Source organism: Rhizobium sp. BK060, from assembly GCF_014193145.1.
GTDB lineage: Bacteria > Pseudomonadota > Alphaproteobacteria > Rhizobiales > Rhizobiaceae > Rhizobium.
In genome coordinates, this window is record NZ_JACHYW010000025.1 from 1 (window position 1) to 14,271 (window position 14,271).

The following is a 14,271-nucleotide window of genomic DNA, read 5'->3' on the forward strand; positions in this document are numbered from 1 at the left end:
ATGTGGCTTCCATAACCTGTTCCTTCTGAGCGAGTGCTTTGATGCAGCCTCACTCTGCCAGAGCGTCGGCCGCTGTTCACTCCTCATGGGATCTAGAGCTAGTTGGACACCGCACTATTCTGTGCATTCCCGGACGATCGAAACCGATCGTTGACTATAATCATCAAGGTTGTCTCAACATTTATAAGCCCGGCCGCGGCATCATTCTCATGCACGACATCCACAATCGCACTGCGACAATGCTGCCGACGCTTCTTTCAACGCTCGACGCCGAGGGGTATAAGGTCGTGACGCTGCAGTTCACGAAGCCGACAGCGCCCGCCGAGATGGCGTCTCTCTGATGGGGCTATCGACGCTTGCCCGCCGGTTTCTTTCTGTTAAAACAGGCGCCAAATAAATCATACTTTTGAGTGAAACACCGAACGCGAGCCACCAGCATGTCACCTATCAACCTCGCCATCGTTGGCGTCGGCAAGATCGTCCGCGACCAGCACCTTCCTTCGATCGCAAAGAATTCCGACTTCCAGCTCGTTGCAACGGCGAGCCGCCATGGCACCGTCGAGGGCATCCAGAGCTTCACCACGATCGATGCGATGCTCGATGCAGTCCCGGCGATCGACGCAGTTTCCCTCTGCATGCCACCGCAATACCGCTACGAAGCGGCACACAAGGCGCTTTCCGCCGGCAAGCACGTCTTTCTCGAAAAACCTCCGGGCGCAACGCTGAGCGAAGTGGCCGATCTTGAAAGTCTCGCTGCAAGCAAGGGCGTTTCACTATTTGCGAGCTGGCATTCGCGCTATGCGGCGGCCGTTGAAGCCACGAAGTCCTTCCTCGCGTCGACGACGATCAAGAGCGTTCACGTCATCTGGAAGGAAGATGTTCGCCATTGGCATCCAAACCAGGACTGGATCTGGCAGGCCGGTGGTCTCGGCGTTTTCGACCCGGGCATCAACGCCCTTTCAATCGTCACTCACATCCTGCCGAAAGCGATCTTCCTGACGGGCGCAACGCTCGAATTTCCGGAAAATCGCGACGCACCGATTGCTGCCGATCTGCATTTCAAGAACGCTGACGACGTGCCTGTTTATGCCGAATTCGACTGGCGACAGACCGGCAAGCAGAGCTGGGACATCCTCGCGGAAACGGAAGCCGGCCATGTGCAGCTTGCGGAAGGCGGTTCCAAGCTGTCGATCAATGGCGAGCTGAAGTTCTCGGCGCCGGAAGAGGAATATCCGGCGCTCTACCGTCGCTTCGCGGAAATCGTCAAGGCCGGCAAGTCCGACGTCGATCTCGCGCCTCTTCGCCATGTTGCCGACGCGTTCATGCTCGGCAAGCGCAAATTCGTCGACGCGTTTCACGATTGATAGAAACGTGCCGAACCTCCTAGTATTGTGAAGAGCTCACGGTCTGTCGCGGAGGTTCGGCATGCGAGACGATGCGTCTTATGGTCTTGGCTTGAAGAACATGACGGTTTCTCTCGCCGAACCCAATACCCTGTGGCAACAAGCCTATGCCAACGAGGCGCAAGCCATCCGACAAGTGCTCGGGGACATCGCAATCGACATGCAGCACGTCGGTAGCACCGCCATTCCTGGTATCAAGGCAAAGCCGATCATTGACATACTTGTCGGTGTCAAACACCTGGATGACGGTCCGCGCTGCATCGTCGCCATGGAAGCAATAGGCTACGATTATGCCGGTAGCGACATCGTTCCTGACGATCACATTTTCGGCCGCGGCATCAAGAATGAAAGCCGGACCCATCTGGTCCATGTCGTGGAGTATCGTGGCGACAACTGGAACCGGATGATCGCCTTTCGCGACGCCTTGCGTAGCGATGTCGGGCTCGCACGTGCCTACGAGCAGCTGAAGGTTGGCTTGGCCGGCGAGCATGCAGAAAGCCGCGCACAGTATACCAAGGCAAAGCAGGCTTTCATCGACGAGGTCGTGATGGCTTCCGGCCTGGGCCAATAGAGCTCAGGCCTTCTTCTCCCATCGCCCCTCGGATGTTTGCTGCCAGTATGTCAGGCTGTGCCCCTCACCTTTCAGCTTCTTCCATTGCGCGCGGGCACCTTCCAGCTGCTCTTGGTCGTGACCATCGAACATGAAGACGATCCGCTGATAGGTTTCGACCGGAGGTGGCTCCGCGCCATCGACGATAAACCGGACTGTCGCGGCGTTGGCATTCCCTTCGGAAACCGTGAGGAGAACCGGCTGATTTGCTGCCAGGCCCCGCTCATCAGTGCCATGCGGCAGGAAGCTATCCTCGCGAAATGTCCAGAGATGATGATCGAGCAGGTCGCGCCGCGCCGCGTCTTTCAACTGTACGGCAACCCGCCAGCCGCGCTCGACACTTTTCTCGAGCAGCGGCGGCAGGGCGTCCTCCAATTTGGATTCCGTCAGATGGTAGAACAGAACTTCCGTCATGACTCGTAGTTGGCGCGCACCAGCTCATCGAGCAGGCGCACGCCGTAGCCGGAGCCCCAGGATTGATTGATCTCGTCCTGTGGCGACCCCATCGCAGTTCCCGCGATGTCGAGGTGCGCCCAAGGCGTATCCTGCACAAACCGTTTCAGGAAATGAGCCGCGGTGATCGAGCCTGCGTGGCGGCCGCCGGTGTTCTTCATATCCGCGAACTTGCTGTCGATCAGCTTGTCATATTCTTTACCGAGCGGCATGCGCCAGAGCTTCTCGCTCGTCGTCAGCCCAGCCGCAGTCAGTTGCTCAGAGAGCTCGTCATCATTCGAGAACAAACCAGCATGGACGTTGCCGAGCGCAACAAGAATCGCGCCCGTCAACGTTGCCAAATTGATCATGAATTTGGGCTTGAAGCGGTCGTTGCAATACCAGAGCGCATCACAGAGCACGAGCCGGCCCTCGGCATCAGTATTGATGACCTCGATCGTCTGGCCAGACATCGAGGTGACGATGTCGCCGGGGCGCTGGGCGTTTCCGTCGGGCATGTTCTCGACGAGGCCGATGATGCCCACGGCGTTCACGGCCGCCTTGCGCACCGCGAGGACATGCATCAGGCCGGTGACCGCCGCAGCGCCGCCCATGTCGCCTTTCATTTCCTCCATGCCGGCAGCGGGCTTGATCGAAATGCCACCTGTGTCAAAGACGACGCCCTTGCCGATGAAGGCGATAGGGCTTTCATTGTCCTTGCCGCCCTTCCATTGCATGACAGCAAGTCGCGGAGGTCTGACAGAGCCTTGCGCAACGCCCAATAGGGCGCCCATGCCAAGCTTCTGCATCTCCTTCTCGGTCAGGATTTCCACCTCGACGCCGAGCTTCGCCAGTTCGCTCGCCTTGGCGGCAAACTCCACCGGGCCCAGAACATTCGGCGGCTCGTTCACGAGATCGCGCGCCAGATTGACCCCTGCCGCAACGGCTTCCGAGACCTTGATGGCTTCTGCGGCATCAGTGGCATTTGCGGTAACGATCGTCACCGCCACCCGTCCATTGCGGTTATTGCCGTCCTCGTCCTTCTTCTTGGTTTTGTAAGTGTCGAAGCTGTAGGCGCGCAGAAGCATTCCAAGCGCAAAATCCGCCGCCTCTTTCGCGCCGACGCTGGCGCCCGGCGCATCGACGAAGATCGCAACCTTTTCGGCCTTCTTGATCTTGGACGCCGCGACACCACCGGCCTTGAGCCAATCGTGAGCGGTCTGATCCTCCTGCTTGCCAAGGCCAACGACGATAAGCCGCTCGGCTGCCGAACCCTCCGGAGCGACAAGATCCAATACAGTCGTCGCCTTGGCGGAGAAGCCAGCGATCTTTGCCGCTCTCGAGATCACCCCAGCTGGGTCCGCGACCTTGGCCCCGGCGGCAAAATCGGCACCGCTTGCCTGCAGAAGGACCGCGTAGGCACCGGCGATCTCGGCGGAGGTTGCAAATGAAATATCGAACTTGGTTGACATATCTTCTCCAGTGGGATTGTCCTAAATCCGCTTTACCCGATCATTTCGGGTTTCACCCCCGAAGACAAGTCTTCGGACCGAAGACGTGGCCGCTTGACTAGCCGCCAACTCGTTAACGGGATGTCATCTTCGGCGCATATTCCTCCCGTGGAACTAAGTCCACAGGAATTCCAAATTGCTCTCTCTTCTGATGTTGGCAAAGACAAGGGCGTCTTGGCGCGTACGGCAGCCTGACAGCGATACCACACATGCGTTCGTAGGCCTCTTCTGTCTGTGGTGGTTGCTGCTCCTGCTGTTCAATGCCTTTCCGCAGATCGATATCGACGTGTCGGCGCATTTTTTTGTGCGCGAGACATGCAGCGCTCCCGCGACTCTCGGGGAGAACTGCGGTTATTTTCCCTACCGGCATGAGACGTACCTTGGGCTCCTGAGAACGCTCTTTTTCCGGCTTCCGTATCTCATCGCCATCGTGTTGCTGTGGAAACTGGTGGAGTGCTATTGGCACTGTGGAACCACTTTCAATGTCACACGCGCCCGCGCGTTCAAGATCGCTCTCGGCTCGCTGATTATCGGCCCCGTGATCCTCACAAATCTCATCCTCAAGACATACTGGGGCAGACCGCGCCCGTCCCAAACGCTGGATTTTGGAGGCTATCTGGACTTCGTGCAGGCAGGCTCCATGGCCGGACGATGCGTGTCGAACTGCTCGTTCATTTCCGGCGAAGCGGCAGGCGCCGGCTGGATTTTCTGTCTTATCTTCCTGATACCGCAGCCAGCGCGTTCGGCACTTGCACTGCCACTTGCTGCAATCTCGTTTCTGGCGCCCGCCATGCGGGTTGCTTTCGGCGCCCACTATCTTTCGGACGTGGTCCTCGGATGGCTTTCGTCCGTCGTGGTCTTCGTAGGTCTTCTTGCTCTCACCGATTCGCAACAGCGCAAAAAAAAATTGAAATTTGAATGAATTTTCGACGCCCGCTTGTCGCAAAAGCGAACCAAAGAGCGTAGATGGATTTCGCTGCATAGCGGCATCGGTTCGCAAATGGCGTTCAAGGGCATGAATGAAACTGCTTGAAACATACATACTCCGGCGTGTTGGCCAGATGTTTCTCGTTGCCCTGTTGCCGGTGCTCGCGATCATTTGGACGACTCAGGTTCTGCAGCGCGTCAATCTGGTGACCGATAGCGGCCAGTCGATGGGTTCGTTCGCCAAGCTGGCAACGCTGATCCTTCCGTCGATCATTCCCATCGTACTGCCATTCGCGCTTGTCATCGGCGTCACGCAGACGCTGACAACGATGAACAACGATTCGGAACTGACCGTCATCGATGCGGCAGGCGCCAAGCGCAGTATCATCCTGCGCCCGATTCTTATCCTCGCAGCCGTCATTAGCGCCTTTTCGTTTCTGGTAGACAACGTCGTCGAGCCAAAGGCCAAGACCGGCGTTCGCCAGATGGTGGCGGCTGCCTATGCGGATCTGCTCTCCTCCGTTATTGAGGAGAAGAACTTCCGCCGCATCGATACGGGACTTTACGTGCAGATATCGGAGCGATTGGCCGGTCGTGTGCTCAAGGGCTTGTTTGTCGTTGACGAGCGTGACCCTGCATTCGAGCTTATCTACTACGCACGCGAAGGCGCAGTTGACGAGAAGGGCACGTCACTCATCATGCATGATGGCGAGGTTCACCGCAAAACGCAGACCGGCGACGTCTCCGTTATTCGCTTCGATTCCTACTCTTTCGACCTGTCCGATCTGACACAGAACCGCGGTCAGGCAACGCTTCGTGCATCCGACCGCGAGCTTCCATTCCTGCTTAGTCCGGATCCGAACGACAAGGACTACATCGCCAAGCCCGGCAGTTATCGTGCCGAATTGCACCGCCGTCTGACGGATTGGGCTCTGCCGATGGTGTTTGCGCTGATTTCACTCGCGATTGCCGGCGATGCGCGCTCCCATCGTGAAGCGCGGCTGCATCCGATGGTGGCGGCGCTCATCTTTGCATTCGCGATTCGTTGGGCCTCATTTTATGCAGCAAATCAGATCGACACCGATCCGGAGTATATCGGTGTGCTGTATGCGATTCCCGTGATCGCCAGCCTCCTCGCAATCGCATCCCTGTCGCATCACAAGCGTCTGTCGGTCGTGTCCGCAATGAGCGACCGCATCGCCGCATCTTGGCAGAGCTTGCTGCAACGCTTCGGCCGGTCGGCGGACCCCTCCGCGGGAGGCAGTGCATGATCTTCGGGACGCTCGGCCGTTATTTCTTCCGTCGCTATGTGCTGACCACAATGTGGTTCTTTCTCGGCGTGATTGGCATTGTCTACCTCGTGGATTTCAGCGAGACGGCCGGCCGCCTTTCGGGCCTTCCCGGCTATACCGTGACCGGGGGCCTCGTCATGACAGCCGTGCGCCTGCCGCTCATCCTGCAGCAGACCGTTCCCTTCATTGCCCTCTTTGTGGGCATGACGGTTTTGATCGGCCTCAACAGAAAATACGAACTGGTCGTGACGCGCGCTGCCGGCATCTCGGTTTGGCAGTTCATGTCGCCCTTCCTTATCGGCGCCTTTTTGCTCGGCATCCTGGTCATGACTGTCCTCAATCCGCTGGCAGCATGGGGGCAACGCCAGGCCGCCATCGTGGAGAGCAACTGGCGCGGAGAAGGCTCAGGGCCGAATACCGCAACGCAAGTTCCGTGGCTTCGGCAGATCAGCGGTGGCGACGATGCGATCATAGGTGCGCATACGGTTCTCGAGAACGGCACGCGACTGATGGATGCGGTATTCGTGCATTTCGATTCGACCGACCACATCATCCTGAGACAGGACGCCGCGTCGGCAAAATTGGAAGATGGTTACTGGCTTCTAAAGAACGTTGTCGAGCGCCGTCCCGGCGAAGTCGCGGCGCGCAAGGATGAGGTGCGTGTCCGCACCAATTTGAAACAGGATTTCGTCCAGCAGAGGCTAACAGCCCCTGAAAGTATTGGATTTTTTGATCTTTCGAGCCGAATCGACGCCGCGAAATCCTTTGGGATTCCGACCAAGGCTCTCGAGACGCAATTTCATTCGTTGTTGTCCCAACCACTGCTACTTGTCGCCATGACTCTCATTGCTGCAACAGTGTCCCTAAAATTTAGCCGGTTCAACCAATCGAGGTCAGTGATTCTGGGTGGAATCCTGTCAGGCTTCGTGCTTTATGTGGTCACCGTGCTTGTAAAAGCATTCGGAAGCAGTGGGGTTGTCCCGCCTTTCGTGGCGACGTGGATTCCGGTCACCGTTGCCTTGGCTTTGGGTGCAACAATTCTGCTTCATCAGGAGGATGGCTAGTGGCGGCAGGCGACCGCAAGACTCTTAGTAAACAGTTGGTTGCCCTGTTCGTAGGCGCAGCTCTGTCTACCTATTCCAATGGCTTTCCTGCTGCCTTCGCGCAGGATGCCCTGCAAGGTTTGAAGCCGAACGTATCGGACGACCAGAAGCTGATTCTGTCGGCAAACGAACTCGTCTATAACAAGGACGCGCAGATCGTTTCGGCCATCGGCGGCGTGCAGATTAACTACGGCGGCTACAGGATGGTGGCGCAGCGCGTAGAGTATAATCAGCAGACTGGGCGCCTGATGGCGCTAGGCAACGTCGAACTCATCGGCCCCGATGGCAACCGCATGTACGCCGACAAGCTTGATGTCACAGACGACTTTGGAAACGGCTTCGTAAACGCACTCAGAATCGAGACCGCCGACAATACGCGCCTGGTTGCTGAAACCGGCGAGCGTGTTGGCGGCACGCAAATGATCCTGAACAAGGGCGTCTATACTGCCTGTTTGCCTTGCGCCGAGAAACCGGAACGGCCTCCCTTCTGGCAGGTCAAGGCTGAGCGTGTCATTCAGGACGGCGTCAAGCACACGATTCGCCTCGAAAAAGCGCGCTTTGAGCTCCTTGGTCATCCACTTGCCTACGTGCCGTGGATCGAAGTCCCCGACAACACCGTGAAGCGGAAGTCTGGCTTCCTCTTTCCTAGCTTTGTCACCGCTCAAAATCTCGGCTTCGGTCTTTCCGTCCCGTATTACTACGTTATTTCGCCAAGCAGCGATATAACGGTGACGGGCACAGGTTATACGACCCAGGGCTTCCTGCTGGACGCGGAATATCGTCAGCGATTCGAAAACGGCACGCACATATTGCGCATGGCTGGTATCAATCAGCTCAGCCCGGAGACCTTTACGCCCGGCACCAGTGATGCCGAAAATGACTTCCGCGGCGTTGTAGCGTCCAAGGGAGATTTCAGGATCAATCCGCGCTGGGCGTTCGGCTGGGACGTTATGGCGCAGAGCGACAATAACTTTTCTCGGACCTATAGTCTAAAAGGGCTGGACAACTCAACGCAGACAAATCAGGTCTACCTGACCGGTCTCGGCAAACGGAATTACTTCGATCTGCGTTCGTTCTATTTCGACGTTCAGGACGCCGATCCGAACGACGTTAAGGAGAAGCAACAGGCGATCGTCTATCCGGTGATGGACTATCACTTCGTGGCGCCGCAGCCGCTAGCCGGGGGCGAACTTTCCGCCGACGTCAACTTCACGAACCTGTCGCGCACCCATGACGACTTCTACAGTGTCGCGGGCTTCGACCGGTTCCGTGGCCTTGAGGGCCAGACGTCCCGCCTGACGGGCGAACTGGAATGGAAGCGGACGTTTGTCACGCCTGAGGGTTTCCTGATCACGCCGTTGCTCGCTGCCCGTGGCGATGCCTTGGCACTGAACATGACGCCACCGCCTACTTCCGGTACGTTTGTCTATGATGGCAATTATGATGACAGCAATGCGGCGACGCGTTCGATGTTTACTGCCGGACTGGAGATGCGCTATCCGATCCTCGGGACGACCGAAAACAGCACGCACCTGTTCGAACCCATCGTTCAAATCTACGCACGGCCTGACGAACGCCTTGCTGGCGGTCTTCCGAATGAAGACGCACAGAGCTTCGTGTTCGATGCGACCAATCTCTTCGAGCGTGACAAGTTCTCGGGCTATGATCGCATCGAAGGCGGCACACGCGCTAATGTCGGCTTCCAGTACACCGGCACGTTCGACAATGGCTACAAGCTGCACGGCATTTTCGGGCAATCCTACCAGCTGGGCGGCCAGAACTCTTTCGACACAGCCGATCTGGTGAATGTCGGTGCGGATTCCGGTCTGGAAAGTGACGTGTCCGACTTTGTCGGTCTCGGCGGCATCGAAACGCCGCAGGGCCTCGCCCTTGCAGCCTCCTATCGGCTTGACGAAAAGAGCTTGGGTTTCCGTCGCGGCGATTTCACGGCTGGCTTCCAGAACGACAATCTCCAAAGCCAGCTGATTTACACGCATGTCTCAGCACAGCCAGAGTATGGCTTTGCTGAAGACAACGATGAGATCCAGGCCAAGGGAACTGTTAAGTTCAAGGATTATTGGTCGGTATTTGGCGGCATAGCCTGGGATCTTCAGGACAACAGCATCGTCAGGAAAACATTCGGTCTGACCTATGAGGACGAATGCACGATCTTTACGATCGCATATAGCGAGAAGCGTGATACCACCGCCGAAACCGCTAGCGACTGGAGTATCGGCGCCAGGTTGACCTTCCGCACGCTCGGCGACATCAACCTCGGCGGCGCGGTGGATACCAACACAACCATCTACCAGAATTGACGGCGAGTTCAGTCTTACGGCGAAAGAAAGGGCCTTTCTTTCGCCGTAAGACTATGCAGGACATTGTCGCCAGTTGATATCTGGGGCATATGCTGAATTTTCAATTTAGAGCGGCAGTGCCCGTTTGTCTCGAGAAGGTATGCGCGCCGCGACGTAAATGCGCGGCGTCAATGGGAAGGGTCGATAGATGATTGGCGCAAGAAAAATCGTAACGACGATGATTGCCGGCGCGGCTTTCGCGATGCTGGCGGCTTTTGCCTCGCCTCGGACCGGCTCAGCTTTCGCTGCAAGCGAAGTCAGGGTGGTCGTCAACGGCACAGCAATTACCAGCGGTGATGTTGCCAAGCGTCAGGCATTCCTCCGGCTGCAGCACCAGAAGGCAGATGCCAAGGCTGCAGAAGAGCAACTGATCGACCAGACGCTGAAGCAGCAGGAAATTGCGCGCGTGCGCATGTCGGTTTCCAAGGACGACGTCGATGCATCGTTCGCGCGGTTTGCGACCGGCAACAAGCTGACGACCGATCAGATGACGCAGATTCTCGAGCGCGCCGGCGTCGGTGTCGTGCATTTCAAGGCTTTTATTGCCGTGCAGATGAGCTGGCCGCGTCTTGTCAATGCACGCTACGGCTCAAGCACCCGTATGTCGAATTCCGACCTTGTTGCGCGCATGATGGAGAACAAACAGAAGCCGGAAACCACGGAATATATTCTGCAGCAGATGATCTTCGTCGTCCCCGCCAGCAAGAAGGGCATCGTAGGCAAGCGCAAGAGCGAGGCCGAAGCATCCCGGTCGAAGTATCCAGGTTGCGAGCAGGCCAAGGTGTTTGCCGCAACGATGCGCGACGTATCGGTGCGCGAGCTCGGTCGTGTTCTCGCGCCGGAACTTCCGGCCGAATGGAAGCCGCTTGTCGAGCAGGCTAAGGGCAACACGACAGCCACGCGCGTAACGGACAGGGGTGTTGAATACATTGCCATCTGCAGCCAGCGCCAGGTTTCCGATGACCAGGCTGCGGAAATGGTGTTCCGCCAGGAAGATCTCGATAAGGCGAAGGCGGGGAAGAACGCACCTCCGGAGAATCCGAACGCCCAGAAATACATGGAAGAACTGCGCAAGAAGGCGCAGATCATGCGTCCCTGAGCAAAATGACGATCTCGTTCTCGCGCCCGCTTGCTCTGAGTCAGGGGGATCCGGCTGGTGTCGGCCCTGACATTACATTGCTGGCCTGGATGCGACGTAGGGAGCTTGGTCTTCCTCCGTTCGTGTTTATTGGCGATCCTGATGTGTTGGCGTTGCGTGCCAAGCTGCTGGGCCTGACGGTTGCCATTCGCGAGACCGATTGCGCCAACGCCAATGACGTCTTTGTCGACGCCCTCCCCGTGCTTCCCATATCTGCAGGTATTGAGGTGGTTGCGGGTGAGCCCCATGTCGCGACAGCCAAGGCCACGATCGCCGCGATCGAAAAAGCCGTATCGCTGACGATATCAGGTGGGGCCCTTGGCGTCGTCACCAATCCAATCGCCAAGTCGGTGCTCTATGAGTCCGGCTTCCCCTTCCCCGGGCACACCGAGTTTCTGGCAGATCTCGCCGCACGAGCGACTGGACAAGCGGCCATGCCGGTGATGATGCTCGCTGGTCCAAAGCTCCGCACCATTCCGGTCACGATCCATATTCCCCTTAAGGATGTGCCTCAAGCACTCAATGCGGAACTCATCATCAAGACCTGCCGAATTGCCGATGCCGATCTCAGGTCTCGCTTCGGGATCGCGAGTCCCCGCCTCGCAATTGCCGGTCTCAATCCGCACGCGGGGGAAGATGGTACCATCGGCAAAGAGGATGAAGCGGTCATCAAGCCGGCCATTCAATTTCTGAGGTCCAAGGGCATCAACGCAATTGGGCCGCTGCCCGCCGATACCATGTTCCACGATGAGGCCAGGGCGCGCTACGACGTTGCGATCTGCATGTACCACGACCAGGCCCTGATACCGGCCAAGGCGCTTGGTTTCGACGACTCGGTCAACGTGACACTTGGATTGCCCTTCGTGCGCACCTCGCCTGATCATGGCACCGCCTTCGGCATTGCCGGCAAAGGGCTTGCCCGCGAAAGCAGCCTCGTCGCGGCCCTAAAGCTCGCAGGCCACCTCGGACGCACCGCGGAAGGGCGCATTTGATGGCTGCCTTGGATGGGCTTCCGCCTCTTCGCGACGTCATTCAACGCCATGGCCTCGATGCACGAAAGGCCCTCGGCCAGAACTTCCTGCTCGATCTCAACCTGACGCAGAAGGTTGCTCGAACAGCCGGCTCGCTGGAGGGGGTCACGGTCTTCGAAGTCGGCCCGGGTCCGGGCGGTTTGACGCGCGCCATTCTGGCACTTGGCGCAAAGAAAGTGGTCGCCGTCGAGCGCGACTCTCGCTGCCTACCGGCCCTCGCCGAAATTGCGGACCACTATCCTAGGCGGCTCGAGGTCATCGAAGGCGACGCATTGAAGACGGACTTCGAAGCTTTGGCACCCGATGGCCGTGTGAAGATCATCGCCAATCTTCCCTACAACGTCGGGACGCAGTTGCTGGTCAATTGGATCCTCCCGAAGCAGTGGCCGCCTTTCTGGGAATCGCTGACGCTGATGTTCCAGAAGGAAGTGGGAGAGCGCGTCGTCGCGACCGAAGACGACGACCACTATGGACGTCTCGGCGTGCTCTGCGGCTGGCGTACGAACGCGCGTATGGCGTTTGATATACCGCCGCAGGCATTTACGCCGCCGCCGAAAGTCACGTCGACGGTCGTCCATCTGACGCCGAACGAGAACCCCATCCCCTGCTCGGTCACCGATTTGGAAAAGGTGACCCATGCAGCCTTCGGCCAGCGCCGAAAAATGCTGCGGCAAAGCCTCAAACCCCTCGGGGGCGAAGCCTTGCTCAATAAGGCGGACGTAGATCCTCAGCGCCGCGCCGAAACGCTTTCGGTCGCCGAGTTCGTTCGACTGGCGAATTGCCTCTAGGTAACGTGCAGGCGATCTCTCACGCAGAGCGATAGCTTAGACCCTTGGAGACAGGTGGTAACGTCGAGCGGACCGGCTCGCAAATGCCTTCGCTTCAAACTTGCTGAACTTAGAGCTTCGGCTCTTCCGTCAACAGGCCGTTAACAAAGTCGAACAAGCCGTGGCGTCGGTCCCGGCGGACGCGCTCGGCATTGACGATGCAGCTCACGTTGCGAAACGCTTCGTCGAGATCGTCGTTGACGATGACATAGTCATATTCGCGCCAGCGTTCGATCTCGGCGCGAGAATTCAGAAGCCGCGTACGAATGACCTCTTCCGAATCCTCTGCGCGACGATGCAAGCGCGACTGCAGTTCGGTCATGGTGGGCGGCAGCACGAAGATCGAGACGATATCAGCCTTCATCTTGTCCTGAAGCTGCAGAGCACCCTGCCAGTCGATATCGAACAGCATATCGCGACCTTCGGCCATCGCGGATTCCACGGGTTCCCGCGGCGTACCGTAGAAATTACCGTGCACCTCCGCCCATTCGAGCAGGTCGCCTGCGTCTCGCATCCTCTCGAACTGCGGGACAGTGATGAAGTGGTAGTGCTTACCGGCAATTTCGCTGGGCCGCTTGGCTCTGGTCGTAACGCTGACAGAGATTTCGAGGCTATGGTCGTCCCTGAGGAGGTTGCCGGCAATCGTCGACTTGCCTGCACCAGACGGCGAGGACAGGACAAGCATCAGCCCGCGCCGGGCAATTTTAGTTGGTGTGCTCGAGTGGGCCGGGCTCATGTATCACTCCAGATTCTGGACCTGCTCGCGGAACTGGTCGATGACCACTTTCAGCTCGATGCCGGCGGCGGTAACGGCGGCCGAATTCGACTTCGAACAGATAGTATTCGATTCTCGGTTAAATTCCTGTGCAAGGAAATCAAGCTTGCGCCCGACCGGGCCGCCCTTGCTGAGCAGGTCGCGAGCGGCAACCACATGCGCCTTCAGGCGATCGATCTCTTCACGAAGATCCGCCTTCGTGGCGAGCAGAGCAGCTTCCGCATGCAACCTCTCGCGATCCAGCTTTCCCGACCCGTCCATGAGCATTGCGACCTGCGCGGCCAACCGGCCAGCGATCTCTTGCGGAGAGCGGGAAGGATCACGCTCGATCACCTGCGTCAGTCCCTCAATTGTCGAGACATGGTCCAGCAGTACGCGCGACAATGCGGCGCCCTCCAATTCCCGCATCTGCCGCAAATCGACAAGGGCGGCAATCAAGCCATCGACAATGTCGGAATCGCGCGCTGCAATCGCTTCATCGCCGTCTTCCCTGTCCCGGAATTCGATAATGCCTCGAATAGCGAGCAAAGTATCGAGTTGCAACGGCGCGGGATCGATGATGCCGCCAAGCTGGTCCCGCAGAGCGAGCACTGCGGAGAGAGCTTCCTGATTGAGAACGGTTTCGATGCGGCTCTCACCGGCAGAGACGGACAGCGACGCCTGCATATTGCCGCGGCTAAAGCGCTCGCCGGCAAGCCGACGCACGTCATTCTCCATGCGCTCCAGCCCCGGCGGGAGGCGCAAGCGCAGATCCAGGCCTTTGCCGTTGACCGAACGCAGTTCCCAGGCCCAACGCCAGCGGCCACTCGTGCCCTCACGCCGCGCAAAACCGGTCATGGACTGCAAAGCCATGCGAGCCTCCGAA

Annotated in this window: 13 protein-coding genes and 1 pseudogene; 10 read left to right on the top strand and 4 right to left on the bottom strand. The window is 58.2% G+C overall.

Annotated features, from left to right (window positions below; genetic code table 11):
- Positions 1–185 precede the first annotated feature (185 nt).
- From FHT71_RS23585 to FHT71_RS23595, 3 genes and pseudogenes are all read left to right on the top strand, one after another.
- Positions 186–341, top strand: a pseudogene (locus FHT71_RS23585) (polysaccharide deacetylase family protein); the annotation flags it as partial.
- A 96-nt stretch (positions 342–437) separates the two neighbouring features.
- Positions 438–1,364, top strand: coding sequence for a Gfo/Idh/MocA family oxidoreductase (locus tag FHT71_RS23590; protein WP_183722268.1), 927 nt, complete (start codon positions 438–440; stop codon positions 1,362–1,364).
- Positions 1,365–1,425: 61 nt separating this feature from the next.
- Positions 1,426–1,974, top strand: coding sequence for a GrpB family protein (locus FHT71_RS23595; RefSeq protein WP_132591818.1), 549 nt, complete (start codon positions 1,426–1,428; stop codon positions 1,972–1,974).
- A 3-nt stretch (positions 1,975–1,977) separates the two neighbouring features.
- On the opposite strand, the gene FHT71_RS23600 is transcribed toward FHT71_RS23595, so the two are convergent.
- Positions 1,978–2,427, bottom strand: a complete 450-nt coding sequence (locus tag FHT71_RS23600) for a DNA polymerase III subunit chi (RefSeq protein WP_132591816.1) — start codon at positions 2,425–2,427, stop codon at positions 1,978–1,980.
- On the bottom strand, positions 2,424–3,917 hold the full coding sequence (locus FHT71_RS23605) for a leucyl aminopeptidase (protein WP_183722271.1): 1,494 nt from the start codon (positions 3,915–3,917) through the stop codon (positions 2,424–2,426). Before FHT71_RS23605 ends, FHT71_RS23600 begins: the two co-directional genes overlap by 4 nt.
- 190 nt (positions 3,918–4,107) lie before the next feature.
- Here FHT71_RS23605 and FHT71_RS23610 point away from each other — a divergent pair, with 190 nt between their 5' ends.
- From FHT71_RS23610 to rsmA, 7 genes are all read left to right on the top strand, one after another.
- On the top strand, positions 4,108–4,878 hold the full coding sequence (locus FHT71_RS23610; RefSeq protein WP_183722337.1) for a phosphatase PAP2 family protein: 771 nt from the start codon (positions 4,108–4,110) through the stop codon (positions 4,876–4,878).
- Between the two features lie 97 nt (positions 4,879–4,975).
- Positions 4,976–6,154, top strand: a complete 1,179-nt coding sequence (gene lptF, locus FHT71_RS23615) for an LPS export ABC transporter permease LptF (protein ID WP_132591812.1) — start codon at positions 4,976–4,978, stop codon at positions 6,152–6,154.
- A complete protein-coding gene (gene lptG / locus FHT71_RS23620; RefSeq protein WP_183722274.1) occupies positions 6,151–7,239 on the top strand; it encodes an LPS export ABC transporter permease LptG in 1,089 nt (362 codons plus the stop codon). The genes lptF and lptG overlap by 4 nt, the downstream gene beginning before the upstream one ends.
- On the top strand, positions 7,239–9,596 hold the full coding sequence (locus FHT71_RS23625) for an LPS-assembly protein LptD (RefSeq protein WP_007800945.1): 2,358 nt from the start codon (positions 7,239–7,241) through the stop codon (positions 9,594–9,596). The genes lptG and FHT71_RS23625 overlap by 1 nt, the downstream gene beginning before the upstream one ends.
- Positions 9,597–9,783: 187 nt before the next feature.
- Positions 9,784–10,734, top strand: coding sequence for a peptidylprolyl isomerase (locus tag FHT71_RS23630; RefSeq protein WP_183722277.1), 951 nt, complete (start codon positions 9,784–9,786; stop codon positions 10,732–10,734).
- A gap of 5 nt (positions 10,735–10,739) precedes the next feature.
- On the top strand, positions 10,740–11,765 hold the full coding sequence (pdxA, locus tag FHT71_RS23635; RefSeq protein ID WP_132591806.1) for a 4-hydroxythreonine-4-phosphate dehydrogenase PdxA: 1,026 nt from the start codon (positions 10,740–10,742) through the stop codon (positions 11,763–11,765).
- Positions 11,765–12,592, top strand: a complete 828-nt coding sequence (gene rsmA, locus FHT71_RS23640; protein WP_132591804.1) for a 16S rRNA (adenine(1518)-N(6)/adenine(1519)-N(6))-dimethyltransferase RsmA — start codon at positions 11,765–11,767, stop codon at positions 12,590–12,592. The genes pdxA and rsmA overlap by 1 nt, the downstream gene beginning before the upstream one ends.
- Before the next feature lie 109 nt (positions 12,593–12,701).
- On the opposite strand, the gene gmk is transcribed toward rsmA, so the two are convergent.
- Both gmk and FHT71_RS23650 read right to left on the bottom strand, forming a co-directional pair.
- Positions 12,702–13,367: a guanylate kinase gene (gmk, locus tag FHT71_RS23645; protein ID WP_007800937.1), complete on the bottom strand. Its 666-nt coding sequence runs from the start codon at positions 13,365–13,367 to the stop codon at positions 12,702–12,704.
- A 3-nt stretch (positions 13,368–13,370) separates the two neighbouring features.
- Positions 13,371–14,258, bottom strand: coding sequence for a YicC/YloC family endoribonuclease (locus FHT71_RS23650; RefSeq protein ID WP_132591802.1), 888 nt, complete (start codon positions 14,256–14,258; stop codon positions 13,371–13,373).
- Positions 14,259–14,271: the final 13 nt, after the last annotated feature.

Bases quoted from the DNA above. Each gene is read 5' to 3' on its own strand.
- FHT71_RS23600 (WP_132591816.1), bottom strand. From the start codon at position 2,427: ATGACGGAAGTTCTGTTCTACCATCTGACGGAATCCAAATTGGAGGAC.
- FHT71_RS23610 (WP_183722337.1), top strand. From the start codon at position 4,108: ATGTTGGCAAAGACAAGGGCGTCTTGGCGCGTACGGCAGCCTGACAGC.
- FHT71_RS23590 (WP_183722268.1), top strand. From the start codon at position 438: ATGTCACCTATCAACCTCGCCATCGTTGGCGTCGGCAAGATCGTCCGC.
- pdxA (WP_132591806.1), top strand. From the start codon at position 10,740: ATGACGATCTCGTTCTCGCGCCCGCTTGCTCTGAGTCAGGGGGATCCG.
- FHT71_RS23650 (WP_132591802.1), bottom strand. From the start codon at position 14,258: ATGGCTTTGCAGTCCATGACCGGTTTTGCGCGGCGTGAGGGCACGAGT.
- FHT71_RS23595 (WP_132591818.1), top strand. From the start codon at position 1,426: ATGCGAGACGATGCGTCTTATGGTCTTGGCTTGAAGAACATGACGGTT.
- FHT71_RS23605 (WP_183722271.1), bottom strand. From the start codon at position 3,917: ATGTCAACCAAGTTCGATATTTCATTTGCAACCTCCGCCGAGATCGCC.
- rsmA (WP_132591804.1), top strand. From the start codon at position 11,765: ATGGCTGCCTTGGATGGGCTTCCGCCTCTTCGCGACGTCATTCAACGC.
- gmk (WP_007800937.1), bottom strand. From the start codon at position 13,367: ATGAGCCCGGCCCACTCGAGCACACCAACTAAAATTGCCCGGCGCGGG.
- FHT71_RS23630 (WP_183722277.1), top strand. From the start codon at position 9,784: ATGATTGGCGCAAGAAAAATCGTAACGACGATGATTGCCGGCGCGGCT.
- lptF (WP_132591812.1), top strand. From the start codon at position 4,976: ATGAAACTGCTTGAAACATACATACTCCGGCGTGTTGGCCAGATGTTT.
- lptG (WP_183722274.1), top strand. From the start codon at position 6,151: ATGATCTTCGGGACGCTCGGCCGTTATTTCTTCCGTCGCTATGTGCTG.